The following is a 14,460-nucleotide window of genomic DNA, read 5'->3' on the forward strand; positions in this document are numbered from 1 at the left end:
CGGCGCCCGGCCCAACGTCGGAGGCCTCAGCGCGTCCGCGATGAGACCGTAGAGCGCGGGAGACCCTCGCTCGGGCGCGCAACAGGCACTATTGGTGGCTCGCGGCTGCCGAATCCGCCCAGTTTGCTTGACAACGGCGTCGCAACCTAGTGTACCACCCCGGACGAATTCCGCGCCGTTCTGGCGCATTTCCCGATTGACGGCCCTCCCGGACATGAGACCGGTATAATGAAAGGTCACCCCATGCACGACTATCGCAGCCATACCTGCGCCGAACTGAACAAATCCAACGTCGGTGAAACCGTCCGCCTGTCGGGCTGGGTCCACCGCGTCCGCGACCATGGCGGGTTGTTGTTCATCGACCTGCGCGACCATTACGGTGTGACCCAGGTCATGGCCGACCCGGACAGCCCGGTCTTTGCCGAGATCGAGAAGGTCCGCTCCGAATGGTGTATCCGCATCGACGGCAATGTCATGGCCCGTGATGAGAGCCTGGTGAACCCGAAAATCTCCACCGGCGAGATCGAAGTCTTTATCCGCGATATCGAGGTGCTGGGCAAATCCGAGGAACTGCCGCTGATGGTCTTCGGCGAACAGGAATACCCCGAGGAAACCCGCCTGCGCTATCGCTATCTGGACCTGCGCCGCGAGAAGATGCAGCGCAACATGGTGCTGCGTTCCAACATGATCCGTTCGATCCGCAACCGCATGTGGGACATCGGCTTCAACGAATACCAGACCCCGATCATCACCGCCTCCTCCCCCGAGGGCGCGCGCGACTTCCTGGTGCCCTCGCGCCTGCACCCGGGCAAGTTCTATGCGCTGCCGCAGGCGCCGCAGCAGTTCAAGCAGCTGATGATGGTGTCGGGCTTTGACAAGTACTTCCAGATCGCGCCCTGCTTCCGCGACGAGGACCCGCGCGCCGACCGCTCGCCTGCGGATTTTTACCAGCTCGACATGGAAATGTCCTTCGTCACCCAGCAGGATGTGTTCGACACCATCGCGCCGGTGATGGCGGGCGTGTTCGAGGAATTCGGCGGCGGCCGCAAGGTCGACCCGGCGCATGACTGGCCGCAGATCTCCTACAAGGATGCCGCCAAATGGTACGGCACCGACAAGCCGGACCTCAGGAACCCGATCAAGATGCAGGACTGTTCCGAGCATTTCCGCGGGTCTGGGTTCGCGATCTTTGCAAACCTCTTGGAAAACGAAGGCACAGAAGTGCGCGCCATCCCGGCACCGACCGGTGGCTCCCGCAAGTTCTGCGACCGGATGAACAAGTTTGCGCAAGGAGAAGGCCTGCCGGGCATGGGCTATATTTTCTGGCGCGACGGCGACAACGGGATGGAAGCGGCTGGCCCGCTGGCCAAGAACATCGGCCCTGAGCGCACTGAGGCGATCCGCCAGCAGCTGGGGCTGGGCGTTGGCGATGCGGCCTTCTTCCTGGGCGGCAAGCCGAAGGCGTTTGAAGGCGTCGCAGGCAAGGCCCGCACCGTCATCGGCGAGGAGCTGGGCCTGATCGACAAGGACCGCTTTGCCTTTGCCTGGATCGTCGATTTCCCGATCTACGAGAAGGACGAGGAAACCGGCAAGATCGACTTTGAGCACAACCCGTTCTCGATGCCGCAGGGCGGCATGGACGCGTTGCTGTCCGATCCGCTGGCCGTGAAGGGCTACCAGTATGACCTCGCCTGCAACGGCTACGAGCTGGTGTCCGGCGCGATCCGGAACCACAAGCCGGAGATCATGTTCAAGGCCTTTGAAATCGCGGGCTACGGCAAGGAAGAGGTCGAAAAACGCTTTGGCGGCATGGTCAACGCCTTCCAGTACGGCGCCCCGCCGCACGGTGGCTGCGCGGCCGGTATCGACCGCATGGTAATGCTCTTGGCCGATGAGGCCAACATCCGCGAGGTCATCATGTTCCCGATGAACCAGCGCGCCGAAGATCTGATGATGTCGGCCCCGTCGGAACCGCTGAGCGAGCAGCTGATGGAGCTGGGGCTGCGGGTGATTCCACAGGACCAGTAACCTCTGGAAGTCAGTCTGAAACAGGCCCGGACAGATGTCCGGGCCTGTTTTGATTCGGCGGGCACCGCAGCTCCGTCGAGTTGTGGCGCGATCTTGGCGGCCCGCAGTGCGCCTATGAGCAGAGAGTTGCGTGCCTGAAGAAATTCAGCTGGTGTCGGCGCTGCGATATCTTACTCTTGTCGGGTTGCAACAGCTCATGAGCGGGGAAAGCGATGCGCTTTGACGGGGAATTGGCGGAGATCCGTTTCGGCTGCGGCCTGTCGCCGCTGCATGCCCCTGCCGCCGGGCCGGAGCGGCTGCTTGCTGACCTTCAGGCCCCGGATCATGCGGCGCAGACCTGGCCGATCCCAGGGTTTGACGCTGCGCTGGCGGATGCTCGGGCCTATTCCGCCGCCCGCCGCGCCCGCAAGGCGGCCGCTGGCAGCCCGGATTTCGAGATGCGCGACAGGGATCTGAAACACCAGCGCGCCCTGATGCGGGACCATCAGGCGGATTGGTTCGTTCGACGGCTGCTGCGCTGCGTGACAACGCCGCATGGGTTTCGCGAACGGCTTGCCCTGTTCTGGGCGGATCACTTCACCGCGCAGGGCAAGATTGCCGCGCTGCGCTACGCTGCCACCCCCTATGTCGAGACGTCGATCCGCCCGCATATTGCCGCGCGGTTCGAGGATCTGCTGATTGCGGCTGTGACCAGCCCGCTGATGCTGCATTACCTGGACCAGCACCGGTCCACCGGCCCCAACAGCCGCCGCGCCAAACGGGTCGCGCAGCGTCAGGGGCGGGTGGTCGGGCTCAATGAGAATCTGGCGCGCGAAGTGCTGGAACTGCACACGCTCGGCGTTGGCGGGCCTTATACGCAACAGGATGTGCGCCAGCTGGCCGAGCTGTTCACCGGCATGATCTACGACACCACCGAGGGCTTCAAATTTGCGCCGGGATGGGCCGAGCCGGGGGCCGAGACCCTATTGGGAAAGCGCTACGATGCCGAGGTCACCGGTCTGGCTGCGATCAAACAGGCGCTGCGGGATCTGGCGCGCCACCCGGCCACGGCGGATCATCTGGCGCATAAACTGGCGGTGCATTTCACCCGTGACACGCCGGACCCGGCACTGGTCGCCCATCTGGCGGCCCGCTACCGGGCGACATCGGGGGATCTGACGCAGGTCTATGCGGCGCTGCTGGAGCATCCGGCGGCCTGGCAACCTGACCTTGAAAACGTCAAACCGCCCTTTGCCTATCTCGCCTCGGCCTGTCGGGCGCTGGCGTTGCCAGCTGCCGCGCTGACCGGGCTGAGTCGGGCGCAGGTCAACCGGTTCTTCCTGCGTCCGATGCAGCGCATGGGCCAGCGCTGGGAGGTCTCCAACGGTCCCGACGGCTGGCCCGAGGGCGATGCAACCTGGATCACGCCGCAGGCTCTGGCGGAGCGGCTGCGCTGGTGCATGTCGGTGCCGACACAGGTGATGGTGCAGGGCGCAGGACCATTGCCCGCGCCGCTTCAGCTGCTGCGAAGCGCCCTTGGCGGCCGGGAAACCGCGCAGCTGCGGTTCGTCGCAACAGCTGCCGAAACCGAGCGGGAGGCGATAGGACTGATCCTGGCCTCACCCGCCTTTCAGCGGCGTTGAGAGGGAGATCGAGATGACCAAGACACCGCGTCATGGGTTCACTGGCCCATCCCGCCCCTCTGGACTGACCCGGCGCGGTTTCCTCGCCCGCTCCGGTCTGATTGGCTGTTCACTGGCGGCAAGCCCGCTGCTGACCCCCGTGAGCTTTGCTGCGGCCCCCTGGAACAGCCGACTGGTGGTGATCATCCTGCGCGGCGGCATGGATGCCATCGATGTGGTCCAGCCCTATGGTGATCCGGCCTATGCCGGCCTGCGGTCGAGCCTCAGGGGAGGGCCGCAAAATGGCGGGCTCGATCTGGATGGCTATTTTTCCCTGCATCCGGGACTTGCCCCCTTGATGCCGTTGTGGCGGGCGGAGCAGCTCGGGTTTATTCACGCGGTATCAACGCCTTATCGCGACAAGCGCAGCCATTTTGACGGTCAGGATCTGCTGGAAGCCGGGACGCCGGGCCTGCACCAGCGCCGCGACGGATGGCTGAACCGGCTGTTGCAGATCACGCCCGGTGTCGAGGCGCGCACCGCCTTTGCCATCGGGCAGGGGGAAATGAAACTGTTGCAGGGCGCGGCCCCGGTGTCCGACTGGTCGCCGGATGCGGAAATGGCTCTCAGCCCGCAGGCCGAACGTCTGGCCGGTCTGATGATGGAGCAGGATCCGCTGTTTCATGCCGCTCTGGCAGAGGCGCTCGACCTTGCCGACAGCGCACCCATGGATGCGGACGGCGCCGGGAGCGCAGCGGCAACGGGAAACATGGGGCAGGCCAAGGCACGATCCCGACCACATCAGCGGATTGCCAGCTATGCGGCCCAGCAGCTGCGCGGTGACAGCCGGATTGCGGCTTTCTCTATCAACGGCTGGGATACGCACAACCGTCAGACCGGCGCGCTCACACGAGCGCTGGGGCGCCTGTCCGATACCATTCTGACACTGTACCGCGATCTTGGGCCGGGGATCTGGGACAAAACCGCAGTGGTGGCGATGACCGAATTTGGCCGCACCGTGCGCGAAAACGGGACCAGCGGCACCGATCACGGAACCGGCGGTGCGATGGTGCTGGCCGGTGGCGCGATCCGGGGTGGCCGGGTCCACGGGCTGTGGCCGGGTCTTGAGGAGGCGGCGCTGTTTGATCGCCGTGATCTGATGCCCACCGGCGATGTGCGGGCCCATATGGGCTGGATCATACGCGGTATGATCGGCACCGACGCCCAGCAGATTGCAGATGTGGTTTTTCCCGGCGTCGAGCTGGGCGCTGATTCGGGGGTGCTGCGGCGCTGACGGGGATGCGCTGACCGCTGCGGCGGCTTGCGGGTCCGCCAGTGGGCCGCCAGTCAGCGATCAATGGTAGCGGGGCCGAGAGTGTGTCGGCTCGCGCGATCTGTCGCCTTGCGCCGCTATGTGGGTGCTGCGCAGTTGCCGACCGCGATAGCGACCGTGCGATCTGTCATCCAATAGACTGACCGGGCTACCTGTCAGCAAGGATGCTCGCCCAACGATCTGTCAGCAAGGGGGCGGACGGGGTGACCTGTCAGCCAGGATCAGGTGGTCCCGTGGCACGGCAGATCAGCGGTCGCTGCGATCAAGGATGACCAGCGATCCCAATGTCCGGTCGCGGTTACGGCGGATTTCACGGGCCGAGAACCGCGCCTGAAGATATAGGACAATGCCCAAAGTGGTTGAGGCGATGAGAACGATTTCGATCATCTCAGATGGCGACTTTCTGTTTCAGACGTTCCTGAACCAGCCCGGCGACACGGGCGGCAATGGCGGCAACGGGGCGTCCGCTGCTGCGGGCATCGGCCAGATCTGCTGCGGCTCCTGCCAGATGTGAGTCGCCAACGCTGCGGGCCACACCACCAAGGAACTGCGCAACATAGTCCAATGTCTGCCCTTCCTCAGCTTCGTTCAGCACCTCTGCGGCATGGGACATGTCATCCTGAAAGGCGAGGAGATCCGGCTCGATCACCTCATCGGTCAGCTGGTTGGGGCCGGAGAGCTGGCGTTCGGCGGGCAGGCGCGACAGGATCGCGGATTGGAATGCGGCGAGCGATGTGATCGGTTTTGCCAGAAACCCATCAGCCCCGGCGTCCATCGCCATCGCCTCACCTGCTTCATCACCGGAGATCCCGAGGATCACGCCGACACGCGGCGAGGCCTCCGCCATGGAGCGGATCAGATCGGCGCCCGACCCATCAGGCAGGCCGAGATCGGCAATAACGACCGAGGGGCGGTAGACCTTCAGATGCCGGTGGGCGGATTTCAGACAATCGGCCCGGCGGATCCGCGCACCGCTGCGCAGGCACAGCAGACGCATCGCCTCGCAGGCGTATCGACTGTCTTCCACCACAAGAATGGTCAGCCCCAACAAAGGTCGTTTGGTGGTGGGCAGGCGGTGGGCAGCAGCAAACAGTTCCGAATCGTCCATGACTAAGGCTCCTGACTGGATACGACTCAACGCTAGGGAAACGGGGCTAACAGCTGGTTAACATCCAGGTCGCAGCCTAGGGTTGAATGGAATTACCGCGCAAAAATCGACGCAACGAAGCGTTATTGCAGGAAATATTCTGCCGCGCGGATTGGCGCACTTGTCCGCAGGCCATGGCTCTTTGATAAGTCTTGGCAATCAGTTCACTCAGGAGACCGCACCATGATTGGCCGCCTCAACCACGTCGCAATTGCCGTACCGGACCTTGATGCCGCCTCGGCACAGTATCGCAACACCCTCGGCGCCAAGGTCGGCGCCCCCCAGGATGAGCCCGATCACGGCGTCACCGTCGTGTTCATCGAACTGCCCAATACCAAGATCGAGCTGCTCTACCCTCTGGGCGACACTTCTCCCATTGCGGGGTTTCTGGAAAAGAACCCGGCCGGGGGCATTCACCACATCTGCTACGAGGTGGATGATATCCTGGCGGCCCGCGACCGGCTCAAGGCCGAAGGCGCGCGGGTGCTTGGATCGGGCGAACCCAAGATCGGCGCCCATGGCAAACCGGTTCTTTTCCTGCATCCGAAGGATTTCAACGGCTGCCTGGTGGAATTGGAACAGGTTTGACGCTATCTGCCCCTTAACCCTCCGCAGTGGGGCGGGGGTCTCAGAAGGACAGCTATCATGGGTGTGACATCCGGTTTGGTTCTCTATGCGGTGATCTGGTTCATGACGTTCCTGATCGTGATCCCGATCCGCATTCAGACGCAGGGCGACCTAGGCGAGATCGTGCCCGGCACCCACGCCGGTGCGCCCGAGCATCACTATCTGAAGCAGAAGGCCGTGATCACCACCATTGCCGCTGCCGTCATCTGGGCGATCGTTGCAACGATCATCCTTAGCGGCTGGATCACGGTGAATGATTTTGACTGGTTCGACCGGCTGCCGGATCCCGAATAACCCGGCGCAGCATATCTTTGGCATCACAACAGGCGGGCAGGGGTCCGCCTGTTTTATGTTTGTCCTCCGGTTTGCCGCCCCGGTTTGCTCCGCGCGGCTCAGCCTGCCGACAGTTCGTGCCGGGTCAGCCGATGGAAGAGATGGGTGAAGGTCGCCGCCCCGATGATCGGGATAAGCAGGTTCACCAGCGGAATCGACAGCGGCATGGCCATCAGCACACCGGCGATCCAGACCGCGCCCAGATGCTTGCGCCGCAGCCGTTTGGCTTCCGGCAGGCCAATGCGGCGCGCGGCGGCGAGGGTGAAATACTCCCGCCCCAGAAGGAACCCGTTCAGCCCCCAGAAGATAAACAGCGCAAAGGGGGCAAGCATCACGTAAAGCACCAGCGCCAGCACATTGGCGACGACAAGAACGCCGAGAAAATTGATGGTATCGCGCACGCCATCCCAGAACGGTGTCTTGGTCGCCGGTGGCAGACCGGGATAGTGGCGATCTTCTACCGCCTGTGCGACCTCATCCAGAAACATCGAGGTAATCGCCGAGGCCACGGGCACCATCAGGAACGCCGACAGCACCAGCATCAGCAGCAGCGAGGTGATCGAAAGAAGATCATCGACCCAGGTAACCGGGCCGATCAGCGGTAGCGTCGCATCCGGGCCGACCAGCCATTGGATCAATGCCAGAAACGCCGCATAGGCCAGCACCAGCAGCGCGACGGTCAGGCCAATGCCCAGAAACAGGACCCGGCGAAAGCGGGGGTCGCCGATCTGGCTCAGCGCCTTTGAGAAATCTGTCAGAATCATTGGTCCATCCAGGTGGTCAGCGCCGCCAGATCAGGGCGGGGGCGGTCGGGCGGCGTGTTGGTTTCGGTGGCGATATGGATCAGGCCCGCAATCCGCTCATGCGACTGCAGGCCAAAGGCTTCGGCGCAGAACTCGGGATCATGGCTGGCCCAGCCTGACAGCCAGTTGGCGCCCCAGCCGGCCGCAAGAGCCGCGTTCAACAGCGCCAGGCAGACGGCCCCGGCGGAGTAGGTCTGCTCGATGGGCGGGATCTTCGGGCTCGCCTTCTGGATCTCCACCACGGCGACCGCCAGTTGCCCCAGTTCAAACTGGCTGCGGCCCTTGGCAATATCCTCGGCCGATTTGCCCAGTCGTTCGCCTGCCTTGCCGGTCAGCTCTGCCAGCCGCGCCATCGCGGGTTTCTCGATCACGATGAAACGCCAGGGCTCCAGCTTGCCGTGATCGGGCGTGCGTGCGGCTGCGGTCAACAGCGGCATCAGCGCCTCGCGGCTTGGGGCCGGGGCCACCAGCGTCTTGGCCGGGCGGGAACGGCGCGACAACAGAAACGCCAGGGCAGCATCATTGCGAGGGGGCATATGTGAAACCTTTTTACATCTATCGCCCCATGTCGGCAGGGCGGCGCGGGATTTCAAGGGGGATCCGAGAATTTGGCAAAGCTGGCCTGCCCGGAGCGGGGACAGGCACGGACCGCAGCCGGATCCAAACATGAGGTGTGAGGCAGGAAATATCCCGGTCGTAGCGCCAAAGTCTATGGATTTTGCCCGCAATCCGCGCGATCACCCCGCTATGGGCAAGCCAAAGCAGAAAGACCTCCCCGATCTCAGCCATCTGGCCATCGCCGGTGCAGAGATTGCCGTCCGCGTCACGCCAAAAGCGTCGCGCAACGCCGTTATCCCTGCCGGGGCGGAGAGCTGCGGGCAGGCGGGTGTGCTCAAGATCACCGTGACGGCAGCGCCCGAGAACGGCAAGGCCACGGCTGCGGTGCAGGTGCTGCTGGCCCGCGCGATGGGTATTGCCCCCTCGCAGCTGACACTGCTGCGCGGCGCGACCTCTCGGGAGAAGGTCTTTGCCTACCGCCGCTGAGGTCTCCGGGTCCGGGCCTGCGCCGCCAACCATGGGGCCAGCCCTCACCAGTTCCTGATGGATCTCAGCCCTTTGCCTCGGGTTCATCATCGCGGGCAAAGCGATAGACCCCCTCAGGCAGATCCAGCGCCGCTGCAAGATCGCGGACCTGATTGTGCGACAGGGTGATTGTCTGAACCCGGTCGGTGCGCGGGTCCAGCTGTTCGACCGTGACGCATTCTGTGAAAATATTGATGGAGACATCTTCCATCAGCGGGGTGGCCTCGTCATCGACGAGCGTAACGACGGTGGCGTCGAATTCATGCTCAATGGTAAACATGTCCCCAGCTTGCCACCGGGCCGCCCCCGCTGACAAGGCTTTGTCGCATCACGTGATCTTGCAGCAGATTGCAGCCGCCGGAGCTTCATGCAATTGATCCTCGGTCCGCTGTCGCGATAAGATGGCACAGACAAAGCAAAGGAGATGTCATGCGTCGGGTGTTGCTGTTGATGGGATGTGCCATCACCATGGGTCTTGCGGCCTGTGATGTTGTGGTTGACACCGGGTCTGCGCCCACCGCGCGGCCCTCTGGCGCGCCGGTTCAGGGCCTGTCCCCGGCCGAGGGGCGCAGCGCCTTTGCGGCGGTCACCCGCGTGGTCGAGCCCGTCTCTGAACGGGAATGCCGGGCGCGTGCGCCGGGTCTGAACTGTGATTTCCTGATCCGCATCGACCCCAACCCCAATGCCCCGCCAAATGCCTATCAGAGCCAGGACCGGTCCGGGCGTCCGGTGATCACCTTCACCCAGCGGATGCTGGGGCAGATTGCCAATCGGGATGAGCTGGCCTTTGTAATGTCACATGAGGCCGCCCACCATATTCGCGGCCATCTGGCGCGCAAACGACAAAGCGCGGTGGCAGGCTCGATCCTGCTGGCGGGACTTGCCAGCGTCTCTGGCGCCAGCGCGGCGGATGTGGCCCGCGCCCAGGATCTTGGCGCGGTGGTCGGCGCGCGCACCTATTCGAAGAATTTCGAGCTGGAAGCGGATGAGCTGGGTACCATCATCACCCATAAGGCCGGGTATCGTCCCAGCATCGGGGTGCGCTTCTTCAACCGGCTGCCGGATCCGGGCGATCGCTTTCTGGGCACACATCCGGCCAACCCGGACCGGGTGCGCGTGGTCAATCAGACGATCCAGAAATATAACCTGAATTGAGCGATCTGGACCAAGCCGTCGCCTCGCTGAGGCAGCTGGGCGTCGTGCTGACCGATCGCGGCTCGCGCTATGCGGTTAGCGGTGCGCGGGTCACCAGCCGCGAGCAGATCGACGCCGTTCTGGCGGCGCTGAAATCCGACCGCTCCTATGCCAAGGCGACCCATAACACCTGGGCCGCGCAGCTGCCCACCGGCGCGCTGAAGGCCGATGACGGCGAAAGCGGCGCCGGTATGGTCATCCTGCGCATGATGGAGCGCGAGGGGCTCTGCGATCACCTGATCATCGTCACCCGCTGGTATGGCGGCAAGAAACTGGGCGGCGACCGGTTTCGCCGGGTTCAGGACGCGGTGCGCGCCTATCTCGACCCGGCGAGGAGCAGCTGACCGCCGGGTACGCGCCCTTTTGACCTGCATCAAATCGCAATACGCCGGAGATGGCTAAGCTGCCCTCAGAATGACTGATTTCCGAGGGCGCCGAGATGACCACCTACACCGATCAGAGCCGCAGGGACAACCTGAAGACCCATGCCGATCTTTTCGACAGCATGGCCACAACCGTGGGGCTGGACCTACAGGAAGAAGCCATCTCGGGCCGGTTGAGATTTGACGAGATCGCCGAGGCGGTGCTGCGCTGCACCCGCTGCGGCGGCGTCGGTGCCTGCCGAAATTGGCTGGCGAAGGGGGGCCGCCCAGGCGCCGACGCGCCGGATTTCTGCCGCAACCGCGATCTGCTGGCCTTTCTGAACGATGCGGAGACAGAGCAGGAGCGCTAGGATGCGGCCCTTGGGCGATCCGCTCCATCACCTGCGCCTTATGGCCCGGATGGGGCAGGCTGCGGGGGTTGAGCTGAGCGCTGCGCTGGCCGCAGGCCGGATCCCTCCCGAGGACTGGGCCGCGATGATCACCCGCTGCCGCAGCTGCGACGCGACCCTGCACTGCGAGGCCTTCCTTGCCACCCGCGAGCGATCACAGGCGCCGATGCCCGGCTGCCGCAATGCCGATCAGCTGATGGTGCTGCGCGACTGACGTATCGCAGCTACGACCCGCGACGCTGCCGCAGGCGGTGCCAGCGATAGAGCGTCGGCGCCAGCAGGTGATCATATGCCGCCGATGCAAGCTGGCGCAGACCGGGCAACCCGACGATCCGCGCGACCCAGCGATATCCCGGCATCTGCGCCCAAAGCACCAGAAACGCCGGGATGCCACTCAGCACCTCGCCCCGATGGCGCACATGCAGCCGTCGCGCCGCGCTATCGGCATCCACGCCCCACAGCGCCAGATCCTGCGAGTTCAGATCATCAAACCTAAGCGGCAAATCCCGCCGCTCCGCCAGATTGGCATAGTGGCGGATCTCGATACTGCACACCGGACATTCCCCGTTGTAGAGAACCTCCGTGCTGTCATCCTGAGGGGTCGGCATGGTGGGTGCCTCTTTGCTGAACACTGATACCTGACGATATAGCGGCGCCGCGCCGCCGGACGAAGGGCAGATGGTCACAGGCAGCCCAAAAGCTCCACGCGCCACAATCCATCCCGGTCCACCCCAATCGCCTCAACGCCGCAGGGGTTAGTGTTGCGGTGTGCCGTTCATGGCTGGGCGCTCTCCCGGGCTGATTGCGGTTCGGGGAGTGCGTAGCAGGGAATTGGCGCGAGGGGAGGGGGGATTGCCCTCACATTCAGTGCGTTGAGCGTGATTTGCATTGCTACGGGTAAGCACTATCTTTATATGTACACACCGTTTAACCGCTAAGTGCGTTGCTTGGGCAAGCACAGAAGCTGCAAGTGCAGAAAGTGCGCCTACCGCGAACTGCTTCTTTACGAGATGTAAAGGGAACGTGTTTCATATTGTGGTGTGAAGCGAGGAGGCTCTGCATGTCAGCTATTGGTAGACAAGTGTTCGTGGCCTACGCGATCGGTTACCTTGCATTTCTATTGGTGGTGGCGATACTGTAACCTTGGTCTTTCAAGGGAACGTCGTCCATGGCACTGGAGTTCAAACTTAAGCTTGCTGACTTTGTTGGTCTAGGAATTCTGGCTTCTGCGATCTCTGCGTCTAGCTACCTGCTGCACGAGGCAAACTTGAAGACAGCGGTCACCGAAGTCAAAAGTGAATTGAAATTAGCCTCGCAGGTGGCTTCACAAGAGCGAACCCAGATCTCAAAGGATCTTAAGGATTCTGGAGAAGAAATGAAGTCCCTGGTTCAAAGTGCTCTAGAAACCAGAAGTGAAGAGTTGGCGCTAGCCTTTGCGGAACTTAGTGGAATGTCTGAGACGATTGAGGTCCAGGTGAGCAACATCCCTGCAAAGAGTGAAGTTTATAGTGCATTGGTTGACCTCGCTAACGGGTCCAATTCACACAGTAAGATCTACCAAGCTGGAAATTCCGCAATTGGAACTTTCGTATTTGCTGGAGCCGATGAACTATGGGAATCTGAGCTACAAGACGCGCTTGCTGTAGCCTCACAGGAAGAGAGCTTGCGAATGCAGGTCCGCATTTTGTTTCCATCCGATGAATTGAGCCGCTCGCACAGACTTAGCCGAAGACTTGTAGAAAAGAAAATCTCTGAACTGAAAGACGTTCTAAACTCTCTTGATTGACTGTTTAGACGTGAGCAGCGTTTAGCGAGCCGAGCGCCCCCACAGGTCATACTCCCCGGCCTCATCAACTTCAACGGTCACCAGATCGCCAGCCTGCAACCCCTCGGTTCCCTCATCAATGAACAGGTTGCCGTCGATCTCCGGCGCGTCGGCCTTGGTGCGGCAGGTGGCAATGCCGTCCTCGTCGATGTCGTCCACGATGACCTGCATCGTCTGGCCGACCTTGGCCGCGAGCTTGGCCTCGGAAATCGCCTGGGCCTTCTCCATGAACCGCTCCCAGCGCTCCTGCTTGACCTCTTCCGGCACATGGTCCGGCAGCTCGTTGGAGCGGGCGCCGTCGACGTTTTCGTATTTGAAGCAGCCGACCCGGTCCAGCTGCGCTTCGTCCATCCAGTCCAGCAGGTGCTGGAACTCCGCCTCGGTCTCGCCGGGGAAGCCGACGATGAAGGTGGATCGCAGGGTGATGTCCGGGCAGGTGGCGCGCCAGGCGTTGATCTCGTCCAGCGTCCTGGCCGCCGCCGCGGGCCGGGCCATGCGGCGCAGCACGTCCGGGTGGGCGTGCTGGAAGGGGATGTCCAGATAGGGCAGCAGTGCGTTGTCCGGGTCCGCCATCAGCGGGATCAGCTCGCGCACATGCGGGTAGGGGTAGACATAGTGCAGCCGCACCCACAGGTCCTCTGCCGGGGCCAGCCTGCCCAGCTCGCGGGAAAGGTCGAGGATATGGCTGCGCACGTCGGCGCCCTTCCACGGATGCGCGGAATACTTGCGGTCAAGGCCATAGGCGGAAGTGTCCTGGCTGATCACCAGGAGTTCGCGCACCCCGGCCTCCACCAGCTTCTCCGCCTCGCGCAGCACCGCGTGCACCGGGCGCGAGGCCAGCTTGCCGCGCATGTCCGGGATGATGCAGAACTTGCACTTGTGATTGCAGCCCTCGGAGATCTTCAGATAGCTGAAGTGGCGCGGGGTGAGCCTGACACCGGTTGCGGGCAAGAGGTCTACATATGGGTTCGGGCTGGGCGGCACCGCGGAATGCACCGCGTCCAGCACCTGCTCGTACTGGTGCGGGCCGGTCACCGCGTGAATGCGCGGGTGATGCTCGCGGATGTAATCCGGCTCGGCGCCGAGGCAGCCGGTCACGATCACCTTGCCGTTTTCCTTCAGCGCCTCGCCGATCGCCTCCAGGCTTTCGGCCTTGGCGCTGTCGAGGAAGCCGCAGGTGTTGACGATCACCGCGTCCGCGCCCGCGTAATCGGGCGAGATGCCGTAGCCTTCGGCGCGCAGCCGGGTCAGGATCCGCTCGCTGTCGACCAGCGCCTTGGGGCAGCCAAGCGACACCATGCCGAGGGTCGGCTGGCCGTCACGGGGTTTGTCGCGGAACTGCGGTTCCGGGGCAAGGTCGGGACGGAGGCTGGGCGGGTTGGCTGAACCGGGTGTCTGTGTCATGCGCGCGCATATATCAGGACTGCGGCAGGAGGCAAGGAAAACAGGGGTATTCAGCGTCACCACCTGCGCAGCGGGGCGGTGCAATATCGCGCTTCCTGTGTTGAAGGTGGCAGGCCAGAGCCCGTAACCTGCGGAACAGCCATAGTGATCCCGAGCGCAAGTGAGACGCGAAGAGTGGGCGATTTTGTGCTGTGACCTGCGCTGTCGCCCTCGGGCGTCTGGGCCTGCGCCAGCGGTTCCGGTTGCGATAAACCTCTGATGCAAACATGCAAACCTTTGATGCTGCGCGGGGGCTTCCTGCATTGCACCC

General features: G+C 63.2%; 18 protein-coding genes. 11 read left to right on the plus strand and 7 right to left on the minus strand.

Annotated features, from left to right (window positions below; translation table 11 throughout):
* The first annotated feature begins 243 nt into the window (after positions 1-243).
* From aspS to VWZ87_RS11715, 3 genes are all read left to right on the plus strand, one after another.
* Positions 244-2,028, plus strand: a complete 1,785-nt coding sequence (aspS, locus tag VWZ87_RS11705) for an aspartate--tRNA ligase (protein WP_340546345.1) — start codon at positions 244-246, stop codon at positions 2,026-2,028.
* Between the two features lie 212 nt (positions 2,029-2,240).
* Positions 2,241-3,650: a DUF1800 domain-containing protein gene (locus tag VWZ87_RS11710; protein WP_416535017.1), complete on the plus strand. Its 1,410-nt coding sequence runs from the start codon at positions 2,241-2,243 to the stop codon at positions 3,648-3,650.
* A gap of 13 nt (positions 3,651-3,663) precedes the next feature.
* Complete coding sequence (locus tag VWZ87_RS11715; protein WP_416535018.1) at positions 3,664-4,923, plus strand: DUF1501 domain-containing protein; 1,260 nt, start codon at positions 3,664-3,666, stop codon at positions 4,921-4,923.
* Positions 4,924-5,208: 285 nt separating this feature from the next.
* Here VWZ87_RS11715 and VWZ87_RS11720 read toward each other — a convergent pair whose 3' ends face one another.
* Positions 5,209-5,349, minus strand: coding sequence for a hypothetical protein (locus VWZ87_RS11720; RefSeq protein WP_340546200.1), 141 nt, complete (start codon positions 5,347-5,349; stop codon positions 5,209-5,211).
* A 1-nt stretch (position 5,350) separates the two neighbouring features.
* A complete protein-coding gene (locus VWZ87_RS11725) occupies positions 5,351-6,070 on the minus strand; it encodes a response regulator (RefSeq protein WP_340546199.1) in 720 nt (239 codons plus the stop codon).
* A 222-nt stretch (positions 6,071-6,292) separates the two neighbouring features.
* On the opposite strand from VWZ87_RS11725, the gene mce reads away from it, so the two are divergent.
* The gene (gene mce / locus VWZ87_RS11730) at positions 6,293-6,697 is read left to right on the plus strand and encodes a methylmalonyl-CoA epimerase (protein ID WP_340546198.1); all 405 of its coding nucleotides are present in this window, start codon (positions 6,293-6,295) and stop codon (positions 6,695-6,697) included.
* Between the two features lie 57 nt (positions 6,698-6,754).
* Positions 6,755-7,030 (plus strand): DUF1467 family protein, encoded by a 276-nt coding sequence (locus tag VWZ87_RS11735; RefSeq protein WP_340546197.1) that lies wholly within the window; start codon positions 6,755-6,757, stop codon positions 7,028-7,030.
* Positions 7,031-7,128: 98 nt separating this feature from the next.
* Here VWZ87_RS11735 and VWZ87_RS11740 read toward each other — a convergent pair whose 3' ends face one another.
* Together VWZ87_RS11740 and VWZ87_RS11745 are read right to left on the minus strand one after the other, a co-directional pair.
* Entirely contained in the window at positions 7,129-7,833 is a 705-nt protein-coding gene (locus VWZ87_RS11740) for an EI24 domain-containing protein (protein ID WP_340546196.1), read from the minus strand.
* Positions 7,830-8,408 carry a nitroreductase family protein gene (locus VWZ87_RS11745; RefSeq protein WP_340546195.1) on the minus strand — a complete coding sequence of 193 codons (579 nt, stop codon included), beginning with the start codon at positions 8,406-8,408 and terminating at the stop codon, positions 7,830-7,832. The genes VWZ87_RS11740 and VWZ87_RS11745 overlap by 4 nt, the downstream gene beginning before the upstream one ends.
* Positions 8,409-8,619: 211 nt before the next feature.
* Here VWZ87_RS11745 and VWZ87_RS11750 point away from each other — a divergent pair, with 211 nt between their 5' ends.
* Entirely contained in the window at positions 8,620-8,916 is a 297-nt protein-coding gene (locus VWZ87_RS11750; RefSeq protein WP_416535134.1) for a DUF167 domain-containing protein, read from the plus strand.
* A 64-nt stretch (positions 8,917-8,980) separates the two neighbouring features.
* Here VWZ87_RS11750 and VWZ87_RS11755 read toward each other — a convergent pair whose 3' ends face one another.
* The gene (locus VWZ87_RS11755; protein ID WP_340546194.1) at positions 8,981-9,235 is read right to left on the minus strand and encodes a hypothetical protein; all 255 of its coding nucleotides are present in this window, start codon (positions 9,233-9,235) and stop codon (positions 8,981-8,983) included.
* 149 nt (positions 9,236-9,384) lie between these two features.
* Between VWZ87_RS11755 and VWZ87_RS11760 the strand changes: the two genes are divergently transcribed.
* From VWZ87_RS11760 to VWZ87_RS11775, 4 genes are all read left to right on the plus strand, one after another.
* The gene (locus VWZ87_RS11760) at positions 9,385-10,110 is read left to right on the plus strand and encodes a M48 family metalloprotease (protein WP_340546193.1); all 726 of its coding nucleotides are present in this window, start codon (positions 9,385-9,387) and stop codon (positions 10,108-10,110) included.
* The gene (locus VWZ87_RS11765; protein WP_340546192.1) at positions 10,107-10,493 is read left to right on the plus strand and encodes a YigZ family protein; all 387 of its coding nucleotides are present in this window, start codon (positions 10,107-10,109) and stop codon (positions 10,491-10,493) included. Before VWZ87_RS11760 ends, VWZ87_RS11765 begins: the two co-directional genes overlap by 4 nt.
* Before the next feature lie 95 nt (positions 10,494-10,588).
* Positions 10,589-10,882: a DUF6455 family protein gene (locus VWZ87_RS11770; RefSeq protein WP_340546191.1), complete on the plus strand. Its 294-nt coding sequence runs from the start codon at positions 10,589-10,591 to the stop codon at positions 10,880-10,882.
* Between the two features lies 1 nt (position 10,883).
* Entirely contained in the window at positions 10,884-11,135 is a 252-nt protein-coding gene (locus VWZ87_RS11775) for a DUF6455 family protein (protein ID WP_416535019.1), read from the plus strand.
* 10 nt (positions 11,136-11,145) lie between these two features.
* Here the strand turns inward: VWZ87_RS11775 and VWZ87_RS11780 are convergent, their stop codons facing one another.
* Positions 11,146-11,529: a thiol-disulfide oxidoreductase DCC family protein gene (locus VWZ87_RS11780; protein WP_340546189.1), complete on the minus strand. Its 384-nt coding sequence runs from the start codon at positions 11,527-11,529 to the stop codon at positions 11,146-11,148.
* A gap of 560 nt (positions 11,530-12,089) precedes the next feature.
* Between VWZ87_RS11780 and VWZ87_RS11785 the strand changes: the two genes are divergently transcribed.
* Complete coding sequence (locus tag VWZ87_RS11785; protein ID WP_416535020.1) at positions 12,090-12,707, plus strand: hypothetical protein; 618 nt, start codon at positions 12,090-12,092, stop codon at positions 12,705-12,707.
* A 21-nt stretch (positions 12,708-12,728) separates the two neighbouring features.
* Here VWZ87_RS11785 and rimO read toward each other — a convergent pair whose 3' ends face one another.
* A complete protein-coding gene (gene rimO, locus VWZ87_RS11790; RefSeq protein ID WP_416535021.1) occupies positions 12,729-14,150 on the minus strand; it encodes a 30S ribosomal protein S12 methylthiotransferase RimO in 1,422 nt (473 codons plus the stop codon).
* Positions 14,151-14,460 lie beyond the last annotated feature (310 nt).

It is taken from the genome of Phaeobacter sp. JH20_37, assembly GCF_048056015.1.
Classification (GTDB): Bacteria; Pseudomonadota; Alphaproteobacteria; order Rhodobacterales; family Rhodobacteraceae; genus Phaeobacter; species Phaeobacter bryozoorum.